Below are 17,179 nucleotides of genomic sequence, written 5' to 3'. Positions count from 1 at the left end.
AATGTCCTTTCTTGTTGGCGCTTCGACGGGCGCGATACTCACCCCATCGTAGGAGAATATTGCGGATTACGCGGTTGCCGGTGCGGCAGAGGAATCCGTCTGGTTGTCAGCGGTAGCGTCAGCGTGGTCCTGAGCTGCCTCTTCGATCGTCTTGTTCGGCCAGAGCTGCTTGGCGGCGATCACGGCGATCGTCGCAACGACCACACCGACTGCGAGAGCGATGAACATGCCCCACCACGGCTCGTAGGCGAAGATCACGAAGATGCCGCCGTGAGGTGCCTTTGCACCCACGCTCAGCGCCATCGAGGTTGCGCCGGCAGCTGCGCCACCAAGCATCATCGAGGGGATGACTCGGAACGGGTCAGCAGCCGCGAACGGGATCGCGCCCTCGGAGACGAAGGACAGGCCCAACAGCCACGCGGACTTGCCGTTCTCCTGCTCTGCGGGGGTGAACAGCTTGGAGCGGAGGAACGTTGCGATGGACAGCGCGATCGGCGGGACCATGCCTGCGATCATCACGGCTGCCATGATTTCGTACGCGGCGTCGGTGCCAGCGGACAGACCGGCTGTACCGAAGAGGTAGGCAGCCTTGTTGACCGGGCCACCCAGGTCGAAGCACATCATCAGACCGATGATCACGCCCAGCAGGATCGCGGAGGAGCCGCTCATGGATTCCAGCCAGCTCTGCAGGCCGGTCATGACCGCGCCCAGCGGGCGACCCAGCAGCAGGAACATGACCAGACCGACGATCAGGGATGTCAGCAGCGGGATAATCACCACGGGCATGAGCGAACCGAGCCAGCGCGGCACCTTCCACGAACCGATCCAGTAGGCGATGACACCCGCCAGCAGACCGGTGACCAGGCCACCGATGAAGCCGGCGCCGACCATGACGGAGATAGCGCCACCGACGAAGCCCGGGGCGATGCCGGGGCGGCCGGCGATGCCGTACCCGATGTAGCCGGATAGCGCGGCCACCACGAACTGCATGGCTAGCTGTCCAATGGCGAAGAGGACCGCGCCCATATACAAGGCCCAGCCGGAGCGGTCGAAGGTGACGGTTTCGCCGTCGATAAGCACGTCGTGGCCCGGCAGGTTCGCGGGCGAGAAATCGAGCGGAATTGTCTGCCAGCCGTTAGCCACGTCGTAGCCGCCGACAAGGAAGCCGAGCGCCAGCAGTAGACCGCCAGCGGCGACGAACGGGACCATGTAGGAAACACCCGTCATGATGGCTTGCTGGAGACGCTTCGGCCAGCTCACGTCGCCCTGGGCGTCACCGGAACCGGAGGATGCCGCGGCGGCGCCGCCCGGAACGCGGCGGGCGTTCGGGTTGTCGGCTGCGGCGATGGCCTCGTCGATCATCGTGTTCGGCTCGTTGATGCCGCGCTTGACGGGGCTGTCGATGACTGGTTTGCCTGCGAAGCGCTCGCGATCATGAACGGCAACGTCGTGCGCGAAAATCACGGCGTCGGCCGAGTCGATGAATGCCTGGTCGACGCGGTCGCCACCGGAGGATCCTTGGGGTTCGATGCGCAATTCGACATCGTCGCGCGCGTTCGCCGCTTGCTCGAGTGCGTCGGCCGCCATGTAAGTGTGAGCGATGCCGGTCGCGCACGAGGTGACCGCGACGATGCGTTTCTTCGGTGCGCTTGCGGGCTGCTTGACCGCGGAGGTGGCCGTTGTGGCAGCGACGGTCGAGCCGGCAGCCGCGGTTTCAGCAGTTTCGCTGGTAGCAGCCTTCTTCTTTTTCGGCTCGGCGTTGAGCACTTCATCGACGGCCGCGACGACATCTTCCGGCACGGAGGCGTTGCGCAGCTTGTCCAGGAAGTCGCCGCGGACCAGAGCGCGGGCGAGCTTGGACAGGATCTTCAGGTGCTCTTTGCCTCCGCCTTCCGGCGCGGCGATGAGGAACACGAGCTGGGCGTCGCCGTCCGGACCCGAGAAATCGACGGGCCGAGACAGACGCGCGAACGCGAGGGTCGGTTCGCTCACCGCGGACGTGCGGCAGTGGGGGATAGCCACCTGGCCGTTGACGCCTGTGCCCGCCTTTTCTTCGCGGGCCGCGGCGGCGTCGGCAAGGACTTGTGGTTCAGATGTGCGCCCGGCGCTGGCGACGAGCTCGGCCAGGTTGCCAATCACCTCGGCGGGCGTACCGCCGAAATCAGGGTCGAGCCGGACGAGATCCGGTGTGATGGTGGATGATGACACGGTTCTTCCTTCAGTTAGAGGCCCCGCACTTCGGTGCGGGCGAGGTCGATGTCTTCTGGCGAGGGGATTCCCGTTCCGGGTTTCGCTGCTGCGGCTGTGCCGTAGGCGACGGCGGTGCGGAGAGCATCCGGGTAGTCAGCGCCGTCGAGCCGCGCGAGGATGTAGCCGGCGAGCGAGCTGTCGCCTGCGCCGACGGTGGAGCTCACCTGTGCCGGCGGGGTGGAGGCATGCCACGCACCTTCCGAAGTGACCAGGCAAGCGCCTGCACCACCGAGGGTGACCAGCACCTCGCGGATTCCCTTGGCTACGAGCTCCTTGGCGGCATCGACGACAGCGTCGAGGTTGCCGTTGTCGGCTTGCCGTTCGAGCTCGGCGCCGTCGAGGCCGGCCAGTTGGCCGAGCTCAAAAGCATTCGGCTTGACGACGTCCGGTGCCCCCTCTTCCAACCGCTTACCCAGCTGGCGCAGCGGTTCGTCAGAGGTGTCGACTGCGATGAGCAGATTCCTGTCTGCCTCACGGAGCGCGCGAATAAGTTGCGCGTACCAATCGGTTGGAGCGCCGGGTGGCAGAGAGCCGGCGAGAACGGCAGCCTGCGCTGCTGGCGAGGCCGCGGCGTCGACAAGCGCTTCCTGGAGCCCGTTCAACGTCGAGTCCGTGAGTCGCGCACCGGGTTCGTTGAACTTGGTCGTCCGGCCGTTCGTCTCAGTCACTGCCGTGTTGGTCCGGACCGCGTCCTCAACCGGCACGGTTTGCAGCGGGATACCGGCTGCCGCGGCCAGAGCGATGAACGGGTCGGTGTCCGCGGCAGGAACGATGGCCAGCGTCGATTCGCCCGCTTTCAGAACGGCGTTGGAGACGTTGATGCCTTTGCCGCCCGGTTCACGGCGGCTTTCGGAAACTCGGAGCACACCGCCAGCATCGAGTGAGTCAATACTCATTGTCGCGTCGATGCTGGGGTTGGCGGTGAACGTAATGATCACGAGGCAATCCCTTTCAGCCCCATATCGGTCGGGGGCAATTCGGAACGGGGGGTGGGCCTCCCTCCGGGTGGGGAGAATAACCCCTTAATGTCCGATTGTGCCCGTTTAAGTGGGATACCTCAAGGAGGGACACAAGGACGGCAATAGCTGGGGGCAGCGGATGAATATCGCGTCTACGCGGCGGAACAACACCGGAGCGATGAGCAGGGGAAAATCGAGGGATCGCTACTGAGCTTGGACGACGTCGACGCCCAGTTCCGTCAACTCCTCCAGGAATGAGGCAGGTGCCTCGGTGTCGGTGATGACGACGTCGATGCTGTCCAAGGATGCGAAACTGACCAGGTAGTCGCTACCGAGCTTCGAGGAGTCGCACAGCACCACTACTCGTCGAGCGTTAGTGACCATCGCCGATTTCACAGCAGCTTCTTGTGCGTCAGCGGTGGACAGGCCATGGTCGACGGTGAGGGCGTTGGTGCCGATGAACGCGACGTCGGCACGCAAAAGAGCGAGCGTACGCAACGCGGTGTCGCCGACGACTGCTTGGGTGATGGTGCGCACTGTGCCGCCGAGAAGCTGGACATTGAGGTTGCCGCTGCTGGAAAGATCCACGGCGATGGGGAGGGAATTGGTCACGAATGACAACGACGAGGCGCTCGGTTCCTCTTTGAGTAGGCCTGCAAGAACGTTGATCGTTGTTCCGGAATCGAGGAACACTGAGCCGTGTTCGTCCGGAAGATATTTCAGGGCGGCTTGCGCAATCGCGGTTTTCGCCGTTGTGGCGGAGCGCGAGCGCGTGTCAAGGGGTAGTTCCGTTGTCAGGTAGGACTGGCTCGAAACAGCACCGCCGTGAACCCGCTGGACGATGCCTTCCCGGTCGAGAACAGCGAGGTCGCGGCGGATGGTTTCAGCCGTGACGTCGAACTTTTCGGAGAGTTCGGTGACATTGACGCGCCCCTCGACAGCAGTGAGGGACGCGATTTGACGGCGCCGTTCTTCGGCGTACATGGACACTTCCTTCCGGGCCCCACAGAATCGCGCGCGGGGCATGAACGCTTGGTGCCCATTATTCACCCTATATGCGGAAAAACAGGTCCGATCCGGTTTGAGTGTGCCCGTTTCACCCCCAGAAGGGGAGGTTAAAGCTTGCGGAATACTGACACGACAAGACCCATGATTTCCGCGTCGTCGCCCTTAATGGGGGCAAACGCGTCGTTGTGGGGCAGCAGCCACACGCCGGAAGAGTCTTTGTGAAACTCCTTGACGGTTGCCTCACCGTCAATCAGCGCCGCCACGAATTGGCCTTCCTCCGCAACGGGCTGGGTACGCACGGCCACCCAGTCCCCGTCGAGAATGCCCGCGTCCCGCATGGATTCGCCGACAACCTGGAGAAGGTACAGGTCGCCGTCGCCGACGAGTTCCTCCGGCAACGGGAAATACTCGGACACGTTTTCCTCTGCCAGGATCGGATTCCCAGCCGCGATCTGGCCGACTACGGGAATGTAGCGTGGTGCAGCCGCGTCATCGGGCGTCGGCGCCGATTTCTTAGTTTTGCGGCCCGCCGTCTCGGGGAGGTGGCGCAAGTCCACCGCACGTGGCTTGTTGGGGTCACGGCGGAGGAAGCCCTTCTTCTCAAGTTCTTTGAGCTGGTAGGCGACCGACGATGTCGATTGCAGTCCTGCGGCGTCGCCGATTTCTCGGATGCTGGGCGGATACCCGCGAAGTACGACGGCATCCTGAATGACCTCGAGGATGCGCCGTTGACGTTCGGTCAACGATTTCAGGTCTGGCTTCTTGTCTTCGCGCTTCGGCATTAGCTGCGTCCTCTCCTCAATGATGCTTCTCCGTCGGCGTTGCGGTGACCCGCATTCTTTTCGACGACGCTGCTCGACGTTCGGTTCCCTTGAGTCTTGTCTACCACGGATAGGCAAGTCTGTTCGAAATTTCGCGCGTATGCCTGGACAAAAAATCAGCGTGTTGCTATAAATCGAACATAGAATCTATCGAACATGCACTCGAACGAATCTCGGCCCGTGGTTCACGCGGTCCATAGAATCGTCACCGAACTACAGAAAGGAAACAATCATGACCATCTCTCTTGCTCGCACAAACAGCACTGAGGTAAAAACCACCCGGACGCGCTCTGTAATTCCTGCTGATGTGTGGGACCTCGAGCGCCGGAGCATGAATGCTCACGAAACGGCCCATGTTCGAACGCTGGACGCTCGAAATCGAACGTGTGCGTCAGTGGATATCGGCGGGTCTAATGGTCGTCCTGAGTCTGACGGGGTTTTCGAATCTCGCCGCGAGAAGGGAGGCGCGACGATCATGGGTGCGTTGTTCGGGATTGCCTTGATCGTCGGCTCAGCGTTCGGAGGAGCGTTCTCGGGCGGTGACGCTGGCTTCGTTCCTCATGAGACAAGCCAGCACATGGCAGCGGTAGTTCAGTAGATCCGGGATTGGGGGAAGGTGGGGGTAACATGAACTCTCGTGCATTGCCCTTTTTGCCAGAACGATAGCTCCCGAGTTTCTGATTCCCGCCTTGTCGACGGTGGTGCGGCGATTAGGCGCCGACGTGAATGCACGGAGTGTGGGGGTCGGTTCACCACCATGGAGAAAGCTGTGCTCACAGTGGTGAAGCGAAATGGTGTCAGCGAACCATTCGACAGGGACAAACTCATCGTGGGCGTGCGGCGCGCATGCCAGGGGCGCGATGTGTCCGATGACGCGTTGAAGCGCCTTGCCCAGGAGGTCGAGGAGATTGTTCGCAGTCACGGCAGCTCGCAGATCCCCTCGAATGAGATCGGCCTCGCTATCCTCGAGCCGCTTCGAGCGCTCGACGAAGTCGCGTATCTTCGCTTCGCATCTGTGTACAAGTCTTTCGAAAGCGCCGACGACTTCGAATCCGAAATCCGTCTCATGCGCCGCAAAGACCGCGGGATGGAAGAACTCTAGCTCGACTCGAGCTACTCCAATAAAGCTATCTCTGAAGCCTGCATCTGAGTGTGCCACCCTGGCACGCGGTCGAAGTGAGACCTGGGTTGTGTGTTAGGCGCAGCGTTCAGTGCCGGGGCGATTGACTCACAGTTTGTCGACCATCTTCTCGATGCGCCGGGGGCTCACCGGCTTTACCGTACCTAGCCGTTGGGCGAAGAGACTCACACGCAGCTCCTGGATACGCCAATTGATCTCCTTCACGGCGCGGGACTTGGCACGGCTTGCGGGTAAGCGACCGAGTTTGGCATCACGGTAAGCCTTCACCTCATCGACGACGGCCTGGCGGTCGGTGTCACGGTCTGGGTCAAGGTTCATGTCGTCGAGGCGCATGCGGATCGCGGACATGTAGCGCGGCAGGTGCTGGAGGTTCTCCATACCGTGGATCGTGATGGCGTTCTTGGGGAGGAGGAACTGCATTTGCTGCCGGATGTCGTCTATGGCCGGCCCCGACCAGTTATCCAACTCCGCGGCAATGTTGACGTATTCGACCACTCCACCGGCAATGCCGACCACAGCTCGGCGCACTGCCCCGGGGACCTGGGGTTTGATGGTGTTCAGCAGTTCGTCGAACTCGCCGGGTGTGCGGACGGGGCCGCCGTTGGCCATCATCAGGTCGCGGATCGCTGAGACGCGCGCGTCCTCGACGAGTCCTGCGGCACCGCCATGAGGGTACTTGTCCACGGCGACACGCTGGCGCAGTGGGAGTCCCTTTGTCATCTGGGCGGTGTTCACAGAAATCTTACGCATGAGCATGGCCAAGGTGGCGGTCATCATGGAGGCATCGGCTGCAGCCTTGGTGGGGAAGACCTTCACACGGACGCCGTCTGCGGTGGCCTCGAGCGCCGGGTAGGCATCGACGTGGTTGCCTTCGATCTCAGTGGTGACGGTCTCTGGGACCTCGCCGAGAGTGTCGGAGGTCCAATCGGCGACGGAATCGGATTCCGCTTTGCGCGTGGCCTTAGCCACTGAGGACGTGATGTGACCTGCCTGCCGGTTCTTCAACGCGGACAGGCTCGTGTCGTGGTCGATGATTTTGCCGCGGCGGTTGACGGCTGCGAAGGTCATTGTCAGGTGCGGTGGGAGAACTTCAGGGCGGAAATCGGTCCCGTTGATGCCGTGTCCGCCGAGCGAGCGGAGAACCTCAGCGAGTTGCTCGGTGATGGGTGCTTCGAACGGGATGAGTTTGCCCATGGCGCGTTCCGCGAATTCGGGGGCGGGCACGACTGTCTTGCGCAGTGCCTTGGGCAGAGAGCGGATCAGCTCGGTGACCAATTCCTCGCGCAGACCAGGAACAAGCCAGTCGAAGTCCACGTCTTCCATCCCGGCGAGCAGCGGAACGGGAACAAGCACTGTCACACCGTCGAACGGGTCGCCGGGCTCGAACTTGTATTGGAGGTCGTAATTGATGGAGCCCTGGCGCCATTTGTCGGGGAAGGCGGCTTCGGAGGAGTCGGCGGAGGCGTCGTTAAGCAATGCCTCGGGGTCGAAGTCGAGGAAGGACGCGTCGTGCTGCCGTTTCTTCTTCCACCATGCGTCGAAGTGACGGCCGGTGCCGATGTCGGCGGGGACCCGTTCGTCGTAGAACTCGAAGAGCGTGTCCTCGTCGACGACAATGCCGCGGCGGCGGACCTTCTCCTCGACGGCCGCTGCTTCTTCGAGGAGTGTGGCGTTGTGTTTGAGGAAGGCGTGGTGGGCGTTCCATTCGCCGTCGATGAGCGCGTGGCGGATGAACAGGTCGCGCGCTGCTTCCATATCGACGCGGTGGTACGGCACGAGGCGGTCGGCGACAACGGTGACGCCGTACAGCATGGATTTCTGGTGCACCATCGGCGCGGCGCGCTTTTGGGACCAGACGGGCTCGGAGTACGAGTGTTTGAGCAGGTCGCGGGCGATCTTCTCCACCCAAGACGGATCGATCGCGGCGACATCGCGCGCCCACAGGCGGGATGTTTCCACGAGTTCGGCTGCCATGACGAATTCCGGCGGCTTCTTGGCCAGGGCGGAGCCCGGGAAGATCATGAAGCGGGTGCCGCGGGCGCCCTTGAACTCCTTGGAGTTGCCGTCGCGGGCGCCGATATTGGATAGCAGGCCCGTGAGCAGCGACTGGTGGATGGCGCTGGGGTCGCGGTCCGTTGACTCCCCGGAGGTGGCTGCCTCTTCCGCTGAAATATTCTTCCACCCCAGCTGCTTTTCGGCGTCGCGGAGCTGGCGTACGAGGTCAAACCACTCGCGGATGCGCATGTAGTGGAGGAACTCTTTCTTCATGTGTTTGCGGAACGCGTTGCCGGACAGCTCGTCGCGGGAGTCTTTGATGTACTCCCACAGGTTCAGCGAGGCGAGGAAGTCCGAGGTCTTGTCTTTGAAGCGCGCGTGGGCTTGGTCGGCCTGTGCCTGGTACTCGAGGGGGCGTTCGCGGACGTCCTGGATTGTCATGGCGGCGACGATGACGGTGACGTCGCGGAGCACGCCGAGGCGGTTGGCCTCGACGAGCATGCGCGCCATGCGCGGGTCGACGGGGATGCGCGCGATGTCGCGGCCGATGCCGGTGAGCACCGGCGCGTCGTGGTCTTCTTTGTCGGTGATGGCACCGAGCTCGTGGAGGAGCAGCAGGCCGTCGCGGACGGATTTGGTGTCGGGCGGCTGCACGAAGGGGAAGTCGGCGACGTCGCCGAGCCGCAGGTTGATCATCTGGAGGATGACGCTGGCCAGGTTGGTGCGCAGAATTTCCGGGTCGGTGAATTCGGGGCGGGCGTTGAAGTTGTCCTCGGAGTAGAGGCGGATGGCGATGCCGTCGGCGATGCGGCCGGAGCGGCCGGAACGCTGGTTGGCGCTGGCCTGGGAGATCTCCTCGATAGGCAGGCGCTGCACTTTGGTGCGGGTGGAGTAGCGGGAGATGCGGGCAAGCCCGGTGTCGACGACGTAGTGGATGCCGGGGACGGTCAGGGAAGTCTCGGCGATATTCGTCGCCAACACGATGCGCCGCCCGGAGTGTGGGGAGAACACGCGGTGCTGCTCGGCGTTGGACAGGCGGCCGAACAGGGGCGTGACTTCGACACCGCGCCAATGCTGTTTCTCGATGACCTCCATGGCGTCGCGGATGTCGCGCTCGGAGGCGAAGAAGCAGAGGATGTCCCCGTTGCCTTCGGCCATGAGTTCCTTGAGGGCGCTGACAAGCCCGTCGAGCATGTCAATGTCGACGACTTTCGTGCCCCCGTCCTTCGCGGGCACTTCGGTCTCGAGCGGGCGGTAGCGGATCTCCACCGGGTACGTGCGCCCGGAGACCTCGATGATCGGCGCAGGCTCGCCGGAGGCATCGGCGAAGTGCGCGGCGAAGCGCTCCGGATCGATCGTCGCTGAGGTGATGATGACTTTGAGGTCCGGCCGGGCCGGCAGCAGCCGCTTCAGGTAGCCGAGCAGGAAGTCGATGTTGAGCGATCGTTCGTGTGCCTCGTCGATGATGATCGTGTCGTATGCGTTGAGGAACCGGTCGCGCTGCATTTCGGCGAGGAGAATACCGTCGGTCATGAGTTTGACGGCGGTGGTGGGGGAGACGCGGTCGTCGAAACGAATGGCGTAGCCGACGGTCTCGCCGATGTCCTGGCCGAGTTCGTCGGCGATGCGCTCGGCGACGGTGCGCGCGGCGATGCGGCGCGGCTGGGTGTGCCCGATGAGACCGCGGCGGCCGCGCCCGAGTTCGAGCAGCATCTTCGGGATCTGCGTCGTCTTGCCCGAGCCGGTTTCACCCGCGATGACGACGACTTGGTTGTCGCGGATGAGTTCCTTGATGTCGTCGCGCCGCGCGGAAACGGGCAGACCCTCGGGGTACGTGATGTCTGGGACGTGCGTGTTCACGTCAGCGACTTTCGCCGCGTCCACGTCCATGTCTGCGCTGATCTGCGCGAGCGCGTGCGGGGACCGCGCTTTTTTCAGTCGGCGCTGGAACCGCCGGACGCTGGCGATGGGCAGTTCGTCGAGTCGGCGGTAGAGCTCGTCGCGGGTGAGTTCAGGTTTCGTCATAGTCAACGCGCGAGTGTACCCGCACACCGCGCGAAACTAGCAGCTAGCTACGCGCGCTTATCGACGGTCCCCTCAAACGCATCCGTGATCAATTCCCCCAGGGCAACGAATTCGTCGGCTCGTGTAGACGATGAGCGGTGCACGAGTCCTACGTTGCGGGAGGCGGTGACGCTGGGAGCGAAGCGCGCGACGGAAACGTTGGGGCGGGCGCACTCGACGGGAACAGCGGAGACGGGCAGCAGGGTCGCACCGTATCCGGCGGACACGAGCTGGATGATGGTGGTCAGGGAGGATGCCCGGGTGACGGAGTCGGCCATCCCGGCGACGTCGAGGTGGGCGGTGCGGCACAGATCCATGATCTGGTCGCGCAGGCAGTGGCCGTCGTCCATGAGCAGCATGTCCAGCTTGTCAAGCTCTGAAAGTGTCACGTCGTCCCGGCCGGCGAGTACGTGTCCGTCGGGGACGGCGATGGCGAAGTCCTCGGTGTAGAGGGGGAGCTCCGTCAGGCCGGTCGTGCCGGTGGGGAAGGCGATCAGCGCTGCGTCGAGCTGCCCGCTGCGCAGCTGCTCCATGAGCGCAGGGGTTGTCTCCTCGACGATCTTCGGTTCGAGCGCGGGGTAGCGTTCCTGCGCAACGCGGAGCAGCTCCGGGAGCAGATACGGAGCGATGGTGGGAATGACACCCAACGTGAGCTGGCCGGTCAACACACCGTGTGCGCCGCGGGAGTGCTGCACAAAGGAATCGGCGGCTTCTAGTGTGGCCTGCGCGTAGGGGAGCAACCGCTGTCCAATCGGAGTGACAATCACTTTGCGTGTGGAGCGCTCTATGAGCTGAATGCCCAAGCCTGTTTCCAGGGCGACGAGCGCCTGGGACAGCGAGGGCTGGGAGATCTGCAGCTGGTTCGCTGCGGTGCCGAAGTGCCGGTGCTCGGCGATGGTGACGAACGTGCGGATTTGAGCCAGCGTCGGGCGGTACTCCTTGGTGCTCATGTTTTAAAAGTACAAGGATTGATAGGTTGCAGGGCGAAAACAGGGATTATTTTCGCCTTTCAGAGTAGGAGCGTCATGTCTCGGTGAACCACCGCTATTCACCCCGCGCAGACTAGTGGCGCATCTCCAGCGCGCTCAGTCGCACCTCGCCGGCGGCGTCGGAGGCGTCGAGGTCGACGGTGCCGTGCAGTTGGAATGCGTTGTCGCCGTCCGGGTCTTTGATGATCTGGGTGACGGTCCAGGACCGTGAACCGGAATCGGCGTCGGCGAGCGCGAAGTATTCGGGGCCGCGGGCGTCGGCGTCCAGGTCCACGTCGTCGTACTCGTCGAAGTAGTCGTCCATGAGAGCCGGCCAGTCCGGCTGGTCGGTGAGGTCCATGTAGTCGAGCATCTCCGCCAGTTCCTTCTCCTTCTCGTAGGCGAAGAGCTCCACGAGACGGAAGAAGTAATTGCGCACCATGATGGTGAAGGCGCGGCGGTTGGCGGTGAGGGCTGTCGGATCCTCCACACCGAAGGCCAACTCGCGTTCCAGGTCGTCGCGGCTGATGGGGGTGGTGTCGTCGGCCATGTGGGCCCATTCGTCGATAAGCGAAGAATCGACCTGGCGGATGAGTTCGCCGAGCCACACGTTGATGTCGTCGAGTCGCTCCGTCATGTACGCGTCGGGGATGGAATGCGACAAGGTGCGCCATGCGTCGGTGAGGTAGCGCAGGACCACGCCTTCGCTGCGCGCGAGGCCGTAGGTGGCGATGACGTCGGAGAACGTCATGGCGTGCTCGATCATGTCGCGCACGACGGACTTCGGCGAAAGGTCGAATTCCTTCGCCCACGGGTTGCCCTGGACGAAGGTCTCGTAAGCGTCCTCGAGCTCCTCGCGCAGCGGCTGCGGGTAGGTGACATCCTCGACGAGCGCCATGCGTTCCGTGTAGTCCACTCCGTCGGCTTTGAGCGCCGCGATCTCCTCGCCGCGCGCAGCGGACTGCTGGGCTTGGAACAGCTGGCGCGGGTCGTCCAGAATCGCTTCGAAGGTGGAGATGACGTCGAGGTCGTAGGTCTCGCTCGCGGGGTCGAGCAGGGTCAAGAACGCCAGCGCAAACGGTGCGAGCGGCTGGTTGAGCGCGAAGTCCCGGTCGAGCTCCGCCGTCAGCGTGTACGGGCGGAAGGCGGGGGAGTCCGGGGTGCGTTCCACGACGTCGGCGGCGATGAGACCGCGGAAGAGGTCGACGGCGGTGAGGATGTCGCGGTTCTGCTTGGCGCGGGTGTCGTGGTTGTCGCGCAGGAGGTGCTTCATGTGCTCGTACCCGTCGCCGGGGCGCGCCACGACGTTGAGCAGCATCGAGTTGGACACCGCGAACTGGCTGGTCAGCTCCTCCGGCTCGGCTTCGGTGAGGCGGTTGAAGGTGTTCTCCGACCAGGAGACTTCGCCGTCGCGCGGGGCCTTTTTGCGGATCTTCTTCAGCTTCTTCGGGTCGTCGCCGGCCTTGCGGCGCAACTTCACGTTCTCGATCTCGTGCTCGGGCGCCTCGACGACGACGGTGCCTTCCGTGTCGTACCCGGCGCGGCCCGCGCGTCCGGCGATCTGGTGGAATTCGCGGGATTTCACAATGCGCTGCTTTGTGCCGTCGAATTTGGTCAGACCGGTCATGAGAACTGTGCGGATGGGCACGTTGATGCCCACGCCGAGGGTGTCGGTGCCGCAGATGACCTTGAGGTGGCCCGCCTGGGCGAGCCGTTCGACCAGGCGGCGGTACTTGGGCAGCATGCCGGCGTGGTGGATGCCGATGCCGCGGCGCAGCAGCTTCGACAGCGTTTTGCCGAAGGTGGTGGTGAACCTGAAGTCGCCGATAGCCTCCGCGATCGCCTCCTTCTCCTCGGCGGTGACAATCGACATCGACGTCAATGCCTGCGCCCGCTCCGTCGCTTCACGTTGGGAGAAGTGCACCACGTAGATGGGCGCTTTTCCGTCTTCCAGCAGTTCCTCGATGGTCTCGTGCACCGGGGTGAACACGTAGTGGAAGTCGAGCGGGACGGGGCGCTCGGAGCCGCCGACGAACGTGGTTTTCCGCCCGGTGCGGCGGGTCAGGTCGTCCTCGAGCCATTTCGTGTTGCCGAGGGTGGCGGACATGAGCAGGAACTGGGCTTTGGGCAGTTCCAGCAGCGGCACCTGCCACGCCCAGCCGCGATCCGGCTCGGAATAGTAGTGGAATTCATCCATGACCACTTGCCGGATGTCGGACTTCGCTCCCTCGCGCAGCGCGATGTTAGCCACGATCTCGGCTGTGGCCGCGATGATCGGGGCGTCGCCGTTGACGGTGGCATCGCCCGTCATCATCCCCACGTTTTCCGGCCCGAAGATCTCGCACAGGGAGAAAAATTTCTCGCTCACCAGCGCCTTGATCGGTGCGGTGTAGAAGCTGCGCTGGCCGCGCGACATGGCGATGAAGTGGGCGGCGTTGGCCACCATGGACTTACCGGAGCCGGTCGGGGTGGCCAGGATGACGTTATCGCCCGCCAGCAGCGCCAGCGACGCTTCCTCCTGCGCCGGGTAGAGGGAAATCCCGCGCGAGGTGGTCCAGGAGGTGAAGGTGTCCCATACGGCGTCGTCGATAAGCGCGGCGGGAACGTCTTCGAGGTCGGCGATGCTGTCGGCGAGCGTCGGTGCGGCGGCGTTGTCAGTCACGTGGACTACGGTACTTCAGCTTCGCGCCTACTCGTCATCATCAGGAACGTCCGGTAGGTCGATCTGCCCGCCTTCGTCCCACATGCCGGAATCGTCTCCTGTCTCGTTGCCTGGGCCGAGGGTCTTGCCGCGGTCGCGGTCGTCGATGGCGGCGAGGAAGTTCTCGAAGGCCTCGCCGATCTCGTCGCCACTGGGCACCTGGGCTTCACCCGGCATCATTTTCTGCGGGTTCTTCTCGCGGTAGGAGGCCATCTCGGAGTCGTAGTGTTGCTCCAGCTGCTCGACCACCTGCGCGATCTCCTCGGAGCTGTTGGTCTGCTCGGCGAGCTGCTGCGCAACGCGGTCCATGTCGCGCTCGATCGCGCGCAGCGGGAACTTCAGGTCGGAGGTGTCCGACACAGACTGCAGCAGTTGGTACACAGCCTGCGGGTACGGCGAGGACGCGACGTAGTGCGGGACGTGTGCGGTGTAGCCGGCCACGCGGCGGCCGCGGGAGTGCAGCTCGCGCTCGATCATCACGGCGGCGGCGCCCGGAACGGAGACCATGCCGTCGAAGGTGAACATCTTGCCCACCAGCTCGCGGTCGTTGCCGTGCGCGGACACAACCAGGGGACGTGTGTGCGGGGCGCCCATCGGCGCTGAGTACAGGCAAATAGTCTTGTCCACGTTGAAGCGATCGGCCAAGTCTGCGACGGACTTCGAGAATGCCTCCCACCTCAAGTCCGGCTCGGGGCCGGAGAGCAGCAGGAAGGATTCGCCCTTAGAGTCGCGCAGCACGCGGATGTCCAGGTCGATCTCGTCGATGTCGCTGATCTCGTGCTCGTTCAACGTCACCATCGGGCGGCGTGAGCGGTAGTCGATGAGCTCGTCGTTGTTGAACGTGGCCAGCGTCCGCGAGTCCAGCGCGTCCTTTAGGTGCCCGGCTGCGCCTTCGACAGCGTGGCCCGCGTCCGCGTAGCCCTGCATGGCCACGATGAGGGTGGGGCCAGAAGACGCACCGTCTTCCACGGCGGGAGCCGGGTATTCCAGCTCGTACATGTGCCGCTGATCGTCTGACGTCATGGGTGACATCCTCCTTGTCTTCTGGACCGTCTAACACCACGTTCAACCGCACGGGTGCAGAGTTTCATTCCCACCTTACGGACCCCGCGCACGGACATGTCGCGCACCGCCGCATTGACTAGGAAAGCACAGCTCCGCTTATCGACGTTCCCCCGCTCCGTCCCCCACCTCTTTTCCGCCTGATGTCCTGCCTTGGGGAACCGAGCGAGGGGTCACACAAGTCCAATAGGGCATGAACAATTCATTCTCAGATCCGCAGAAACCGCCCTTTGACCCCTGGACCGACAACGTCGGTTCTGTTGACGATCCTTCGACCATCATCGCCACCATCCCGGGAACGCTCGGGTACTACCCGCAGGAGTCCATCATTGTGATCGGGCTCGTGCCCGACGCGGAGATCGGGGGTGAGCTCGTGCTGGGGCCGATGCTGCGCGCCGATATCGTGAACGCGGACCAGCTCGCCGATTTCCTGACCACTGCGCCGGTTGAGCATTGCGTCGCCTTTCTGGGGGTCATGGTGACCCGCATGCCGCATTCAGAAAGCGCGAATGAGGCAGTCCAGACTCTCGAAGACCTGACCCGGCCGTGCGGCGAGCCGCTGGTAGATGTCTTGTGGCATGTCTCCGAGATTGCTCAGGGCACGCCGTACGAAATGGTCTTCGGTCCGGATCCGGACGACATGGACCGGCAGTGGCCGGATCTGAAGTGGGGCCGGGGCACGGTCGCGTCGGTGGTGAGCTCACCGGCGATGCGCGCTTGGCGCGATAACGGCATTTTGCCGGCCTTGAACCGATCCGACACATTCGAGTACTTCCAGCCGGACGACGACCCAGCAGGCATCACTGTCGATGGCGAGCGCGTCGACGTGACAGCTTTCTCACGCGATGCCCGGCGCCGCGCAGATGAGCTGCGCCGGAAGATCGACCGCGGTTCCGCCGAGCCCAGTGCTGTCGTACGCCAGGCAATGCGGGCCCTGACACACGCCCCTGCCCAGCCGCTCATCGCGCTGGATGAGCGCTACGGAGTGGACCGGGTTTTCGCTGACCGCGGAGACCTGCACGCAGTGGTGACGGTGCTGACTCGATCGGTGCTGCGCGACTGCGTGATTGGAACTGCCGTGCGCCACCCGGAGGAAGCGGCCACGGCGTTGCTCGCGGTCGCCAGGGCCTTCGATGGAGTTGTGCGCGCCAACGCGTTGAGCTTGTGGGGCATCGTGGCCATCAGCCGCGGTCTGTCTTCGTGGGCGTCGGCGGCGCTGGCCATCGCGCAGGAAGAGCTCCCGCGGCACTCCATGTCGGCGATCTGCCTGGAAATCCTCGCCGCCGGCGAACAACAGCACCTGGTCACCACGATTTTGCAGGGCTGCGAGCTGGCGTGCGCGCACATCACTGGCGCGGCTGGCGGCAGCGACGACAGCGGAGATGCGCAGAGCTTCGACGACCCCGGCGACGACTACGGTGAGGCGGCCAGCGCTTAGCGGGCGCCGCCGGCGCGGGACTGGGTGTACTCCCACGAATTATTGATTGCGCAAACCCGTGGGAGTTCGTCGTTTGATTTGTTCACTTAGATCATCGAGACGGCACTAGGCTCGCGGTACCTTCTCCGAGCATCCAGAGAGCTAACATGATGAAGATCGAGCCTGTACCCATATCAACAAAGTGGCCGTAGCGGGATAGGAAACTGGAAAAGACATCAACAAGAAGAGCAAAACCAGCCGACATCACGAAGCCCACAACAAAGAGAGTGACGAGGATCAGCAGCATCCACTCCGCGCCCATATTGGGTTTCACGAATTGAGCGAACACTGCTCCGAAAAACAGCACCGACTTAGGGTTCGACAGGTTCGTTGCCATCCCAACCCCAAAAGCCTTGCGCGTTTCGACTGACTGATCATGGAGATTCGAAGGAAGTGCCGCTGACTCACCCGATCGCCAGGCTCGAAGTCCGCCACGCACCGCGCTAAACCCCATATAGAGAAGGTAGGCACCGCCGACCAGTTGCAAGATTGCAAGCAGTTGAGGAGCAGCTTGCATGAGGGCGCTTAATCCCAGCAACGATGCAGCGATCCAGACTGCATACCCCGCCATGATTCCCGTAGCACAAGCCACTCCAGCGGCCCGGGATTTCACACTGAAACGGATAATCTGTACAACATCAGGCCCAGGAACCGCTACCGCGGCAGCGAACACGCCAATTAAAGCGAGAAAATCTCCGAATAACATTGCTCTCCGAACTTCTTGGTGGCCCTC

General features: G+C 63.3%; 11 protein-coding genes. 2 read left to right on the top strand and 9 right to left on the bottom strand.

The window, feature by feature from the left end; all coding sequences use genetic code 11:
- Positions 1-66: 66 nt before the first annotated feature.
- The 4 genes from CZ338_RS10165 to lexA form a co-directional block, all read right to left on the bottom strand.
- On the bottom strand, positions 67-2,208 hold the full coding sequence (locus tag CZ338_RS10165) for a PTS fructose transporter subunit IIABC (protein WP_087118079.1): 2,142 nt from the start codon (positions 2,206-2,208) through the stop codon (positions 67-69).
- 14 nt (positions 2,209-2,222) lie between these two features.
- On the bottom strand, positions 2,223-3,188 hold the full coding sequence (locus CZ338_RS10160; RefSeq protein ID WP_087118078.1) for a 1-phosphofructokinase family hexose kinase: 966 nt from the start codon (positions 3,186-3,188) through the stop codon (positions 2,223-2,225).
- A gap of 225 nt (positions 3,189-3,413) precedes the next feature.
- Complete coding sequence (locus tag CZ338_RS10155) at positions 3,414-4,193, bottom strand: DeoR/GlpR family DNA-binding transcription regulator (protein ID WP_087118077.1); 780 nt, start codon at positions 4,191-4,193, stop codon at positions 3,414-3,416.
- Positions 4,194-4,324: 131 nt separating this feature from the next.
- Entirely contained in the window at positions 4,325-4,999 is a 675-nt protein-coding gene (gene lexA, locus CZ338_RS10150) for a transcriptional repressor LexA (protein WP_087118076.1), read from the bottom strand.
- A 676-nt stretch (positions 5,000-5,675) separates the two neighbouring features.
- Here lexA and nrdR point away from each other — a divergent pair.
- On the top strand, positions 5,676-6,140 hold the full coding sequence (gene nrdR, locus CZ338_RS10140; RefSeq protein ID WP_087118074.1) for a transcriptional regulator NrdR: 465 nt from the start codon (positions 5,676-5,678) through the stop codon (positions 6,138-6,140).
- A 126-nt stretch (positions 6,141-6,266) separates the two neighbouring features.
- Here nrdR and hrpA read toward each other — a convergent pair whose 3' ends face one another.
- The 4 genes from hrpA to CZ338_RS10120 form a co-directional block, all read right to left on the bottom strand.
- The gene (hrpA, locus tag CZ338_RS10135) at positions 6,267-10,199 is read right to left on the bottom strand and encodes an ATP-dependent RNA helicase HrpA (RefSeq protein WP_087118073.1); all 3,933 of its coding nucleotides are present in this window, start codon (positions 10,197-10,199) and stop codon (positions 6,267-6,269) included.
- 47 nt (positions 10,200-10,246) lie between these two features.
- The gene (locus CZ338_RS10130; protein WP_087118072.1) at positions 10,247-11,188 is read right to left on the bottom strand and encodes a hydrogen peroxide-inducible genes activator; all 942 of its coding nucleotides are present in this window, start codon (positions 11,186-11,188) and stop codon (positions 10,247-10,249) included.
- Positions 11,189-11,300: 112 nt separating this feature from the next.
- Entirely contained in the window at positions 11,301-13,868 is a 2,568-nt protein-coding gene (locus CZ338_RS10125; RefSeq protein ID WP_087118071.1) for a DEAD/DEAH box helicase, read from the bottom strand.
- 27 nt (positions 13,869-13,895) lie between these two features.
- Complete coding sequence (locus tag CZ338_RS10120) at positions 13,896-14,930, bottom strand: PAC2 family protein (RefSeq protein WP_087118070.1); 1,035 nt, start codon at positions 14,928-14,930, stop codon at positions 13,896-13,898.
- A gap of 232 nt (positions 14,931-15,162) precedes the next feature.
- Here CZ338_RS10120 and CZ338_RS10115 point away from each other — a divergent pair, with 232 nt between their 5' ends.
- Positions 15,163-16,407 (top strand): DUF4192 domain-containing protein, encoded by a 1,245-nt coding sequence (locus tag CZ338_RS10115; RefSeq protein ID WP_087118069.1) that lies wholly within the window; start codon positions 15,163-15,165, stop codon positions 16,405-16,407.
- A 91-nt stretch (positions 16,408-16,498) separates the two neighbouring features.
- Here CZ338_RS10115 and CZ338_RS10110 read toward each other — a convergent pair whose 3' ends face one another.
- A complete protein-coding gene (locus tag CZ338_RS10110) occupies positions 16,499-17,152 on the bottom strand; it encodes a LysE family translocator (RefSeq protein ID WP_162287330.1) in 654 nt (217 codons plus the stop codon).
- Between the last annotated feature and the right edge of the window lie 27 nt (positions 17,153-17,179).

Source organism: Corynebacterium urinipleomorphum, from assembly GCF_900155535.1.
GTDB classification, from domain to species: Bacteria; Actinomycetota; Actinomycetes; order Mycobacteriales; family Mycobacteriaceae; genus Corynebacterium; species Corynebacterium urinipleomorphum.
This window is presented reverse-complemented; position numbering and strand designations above follow the sequence as displayed.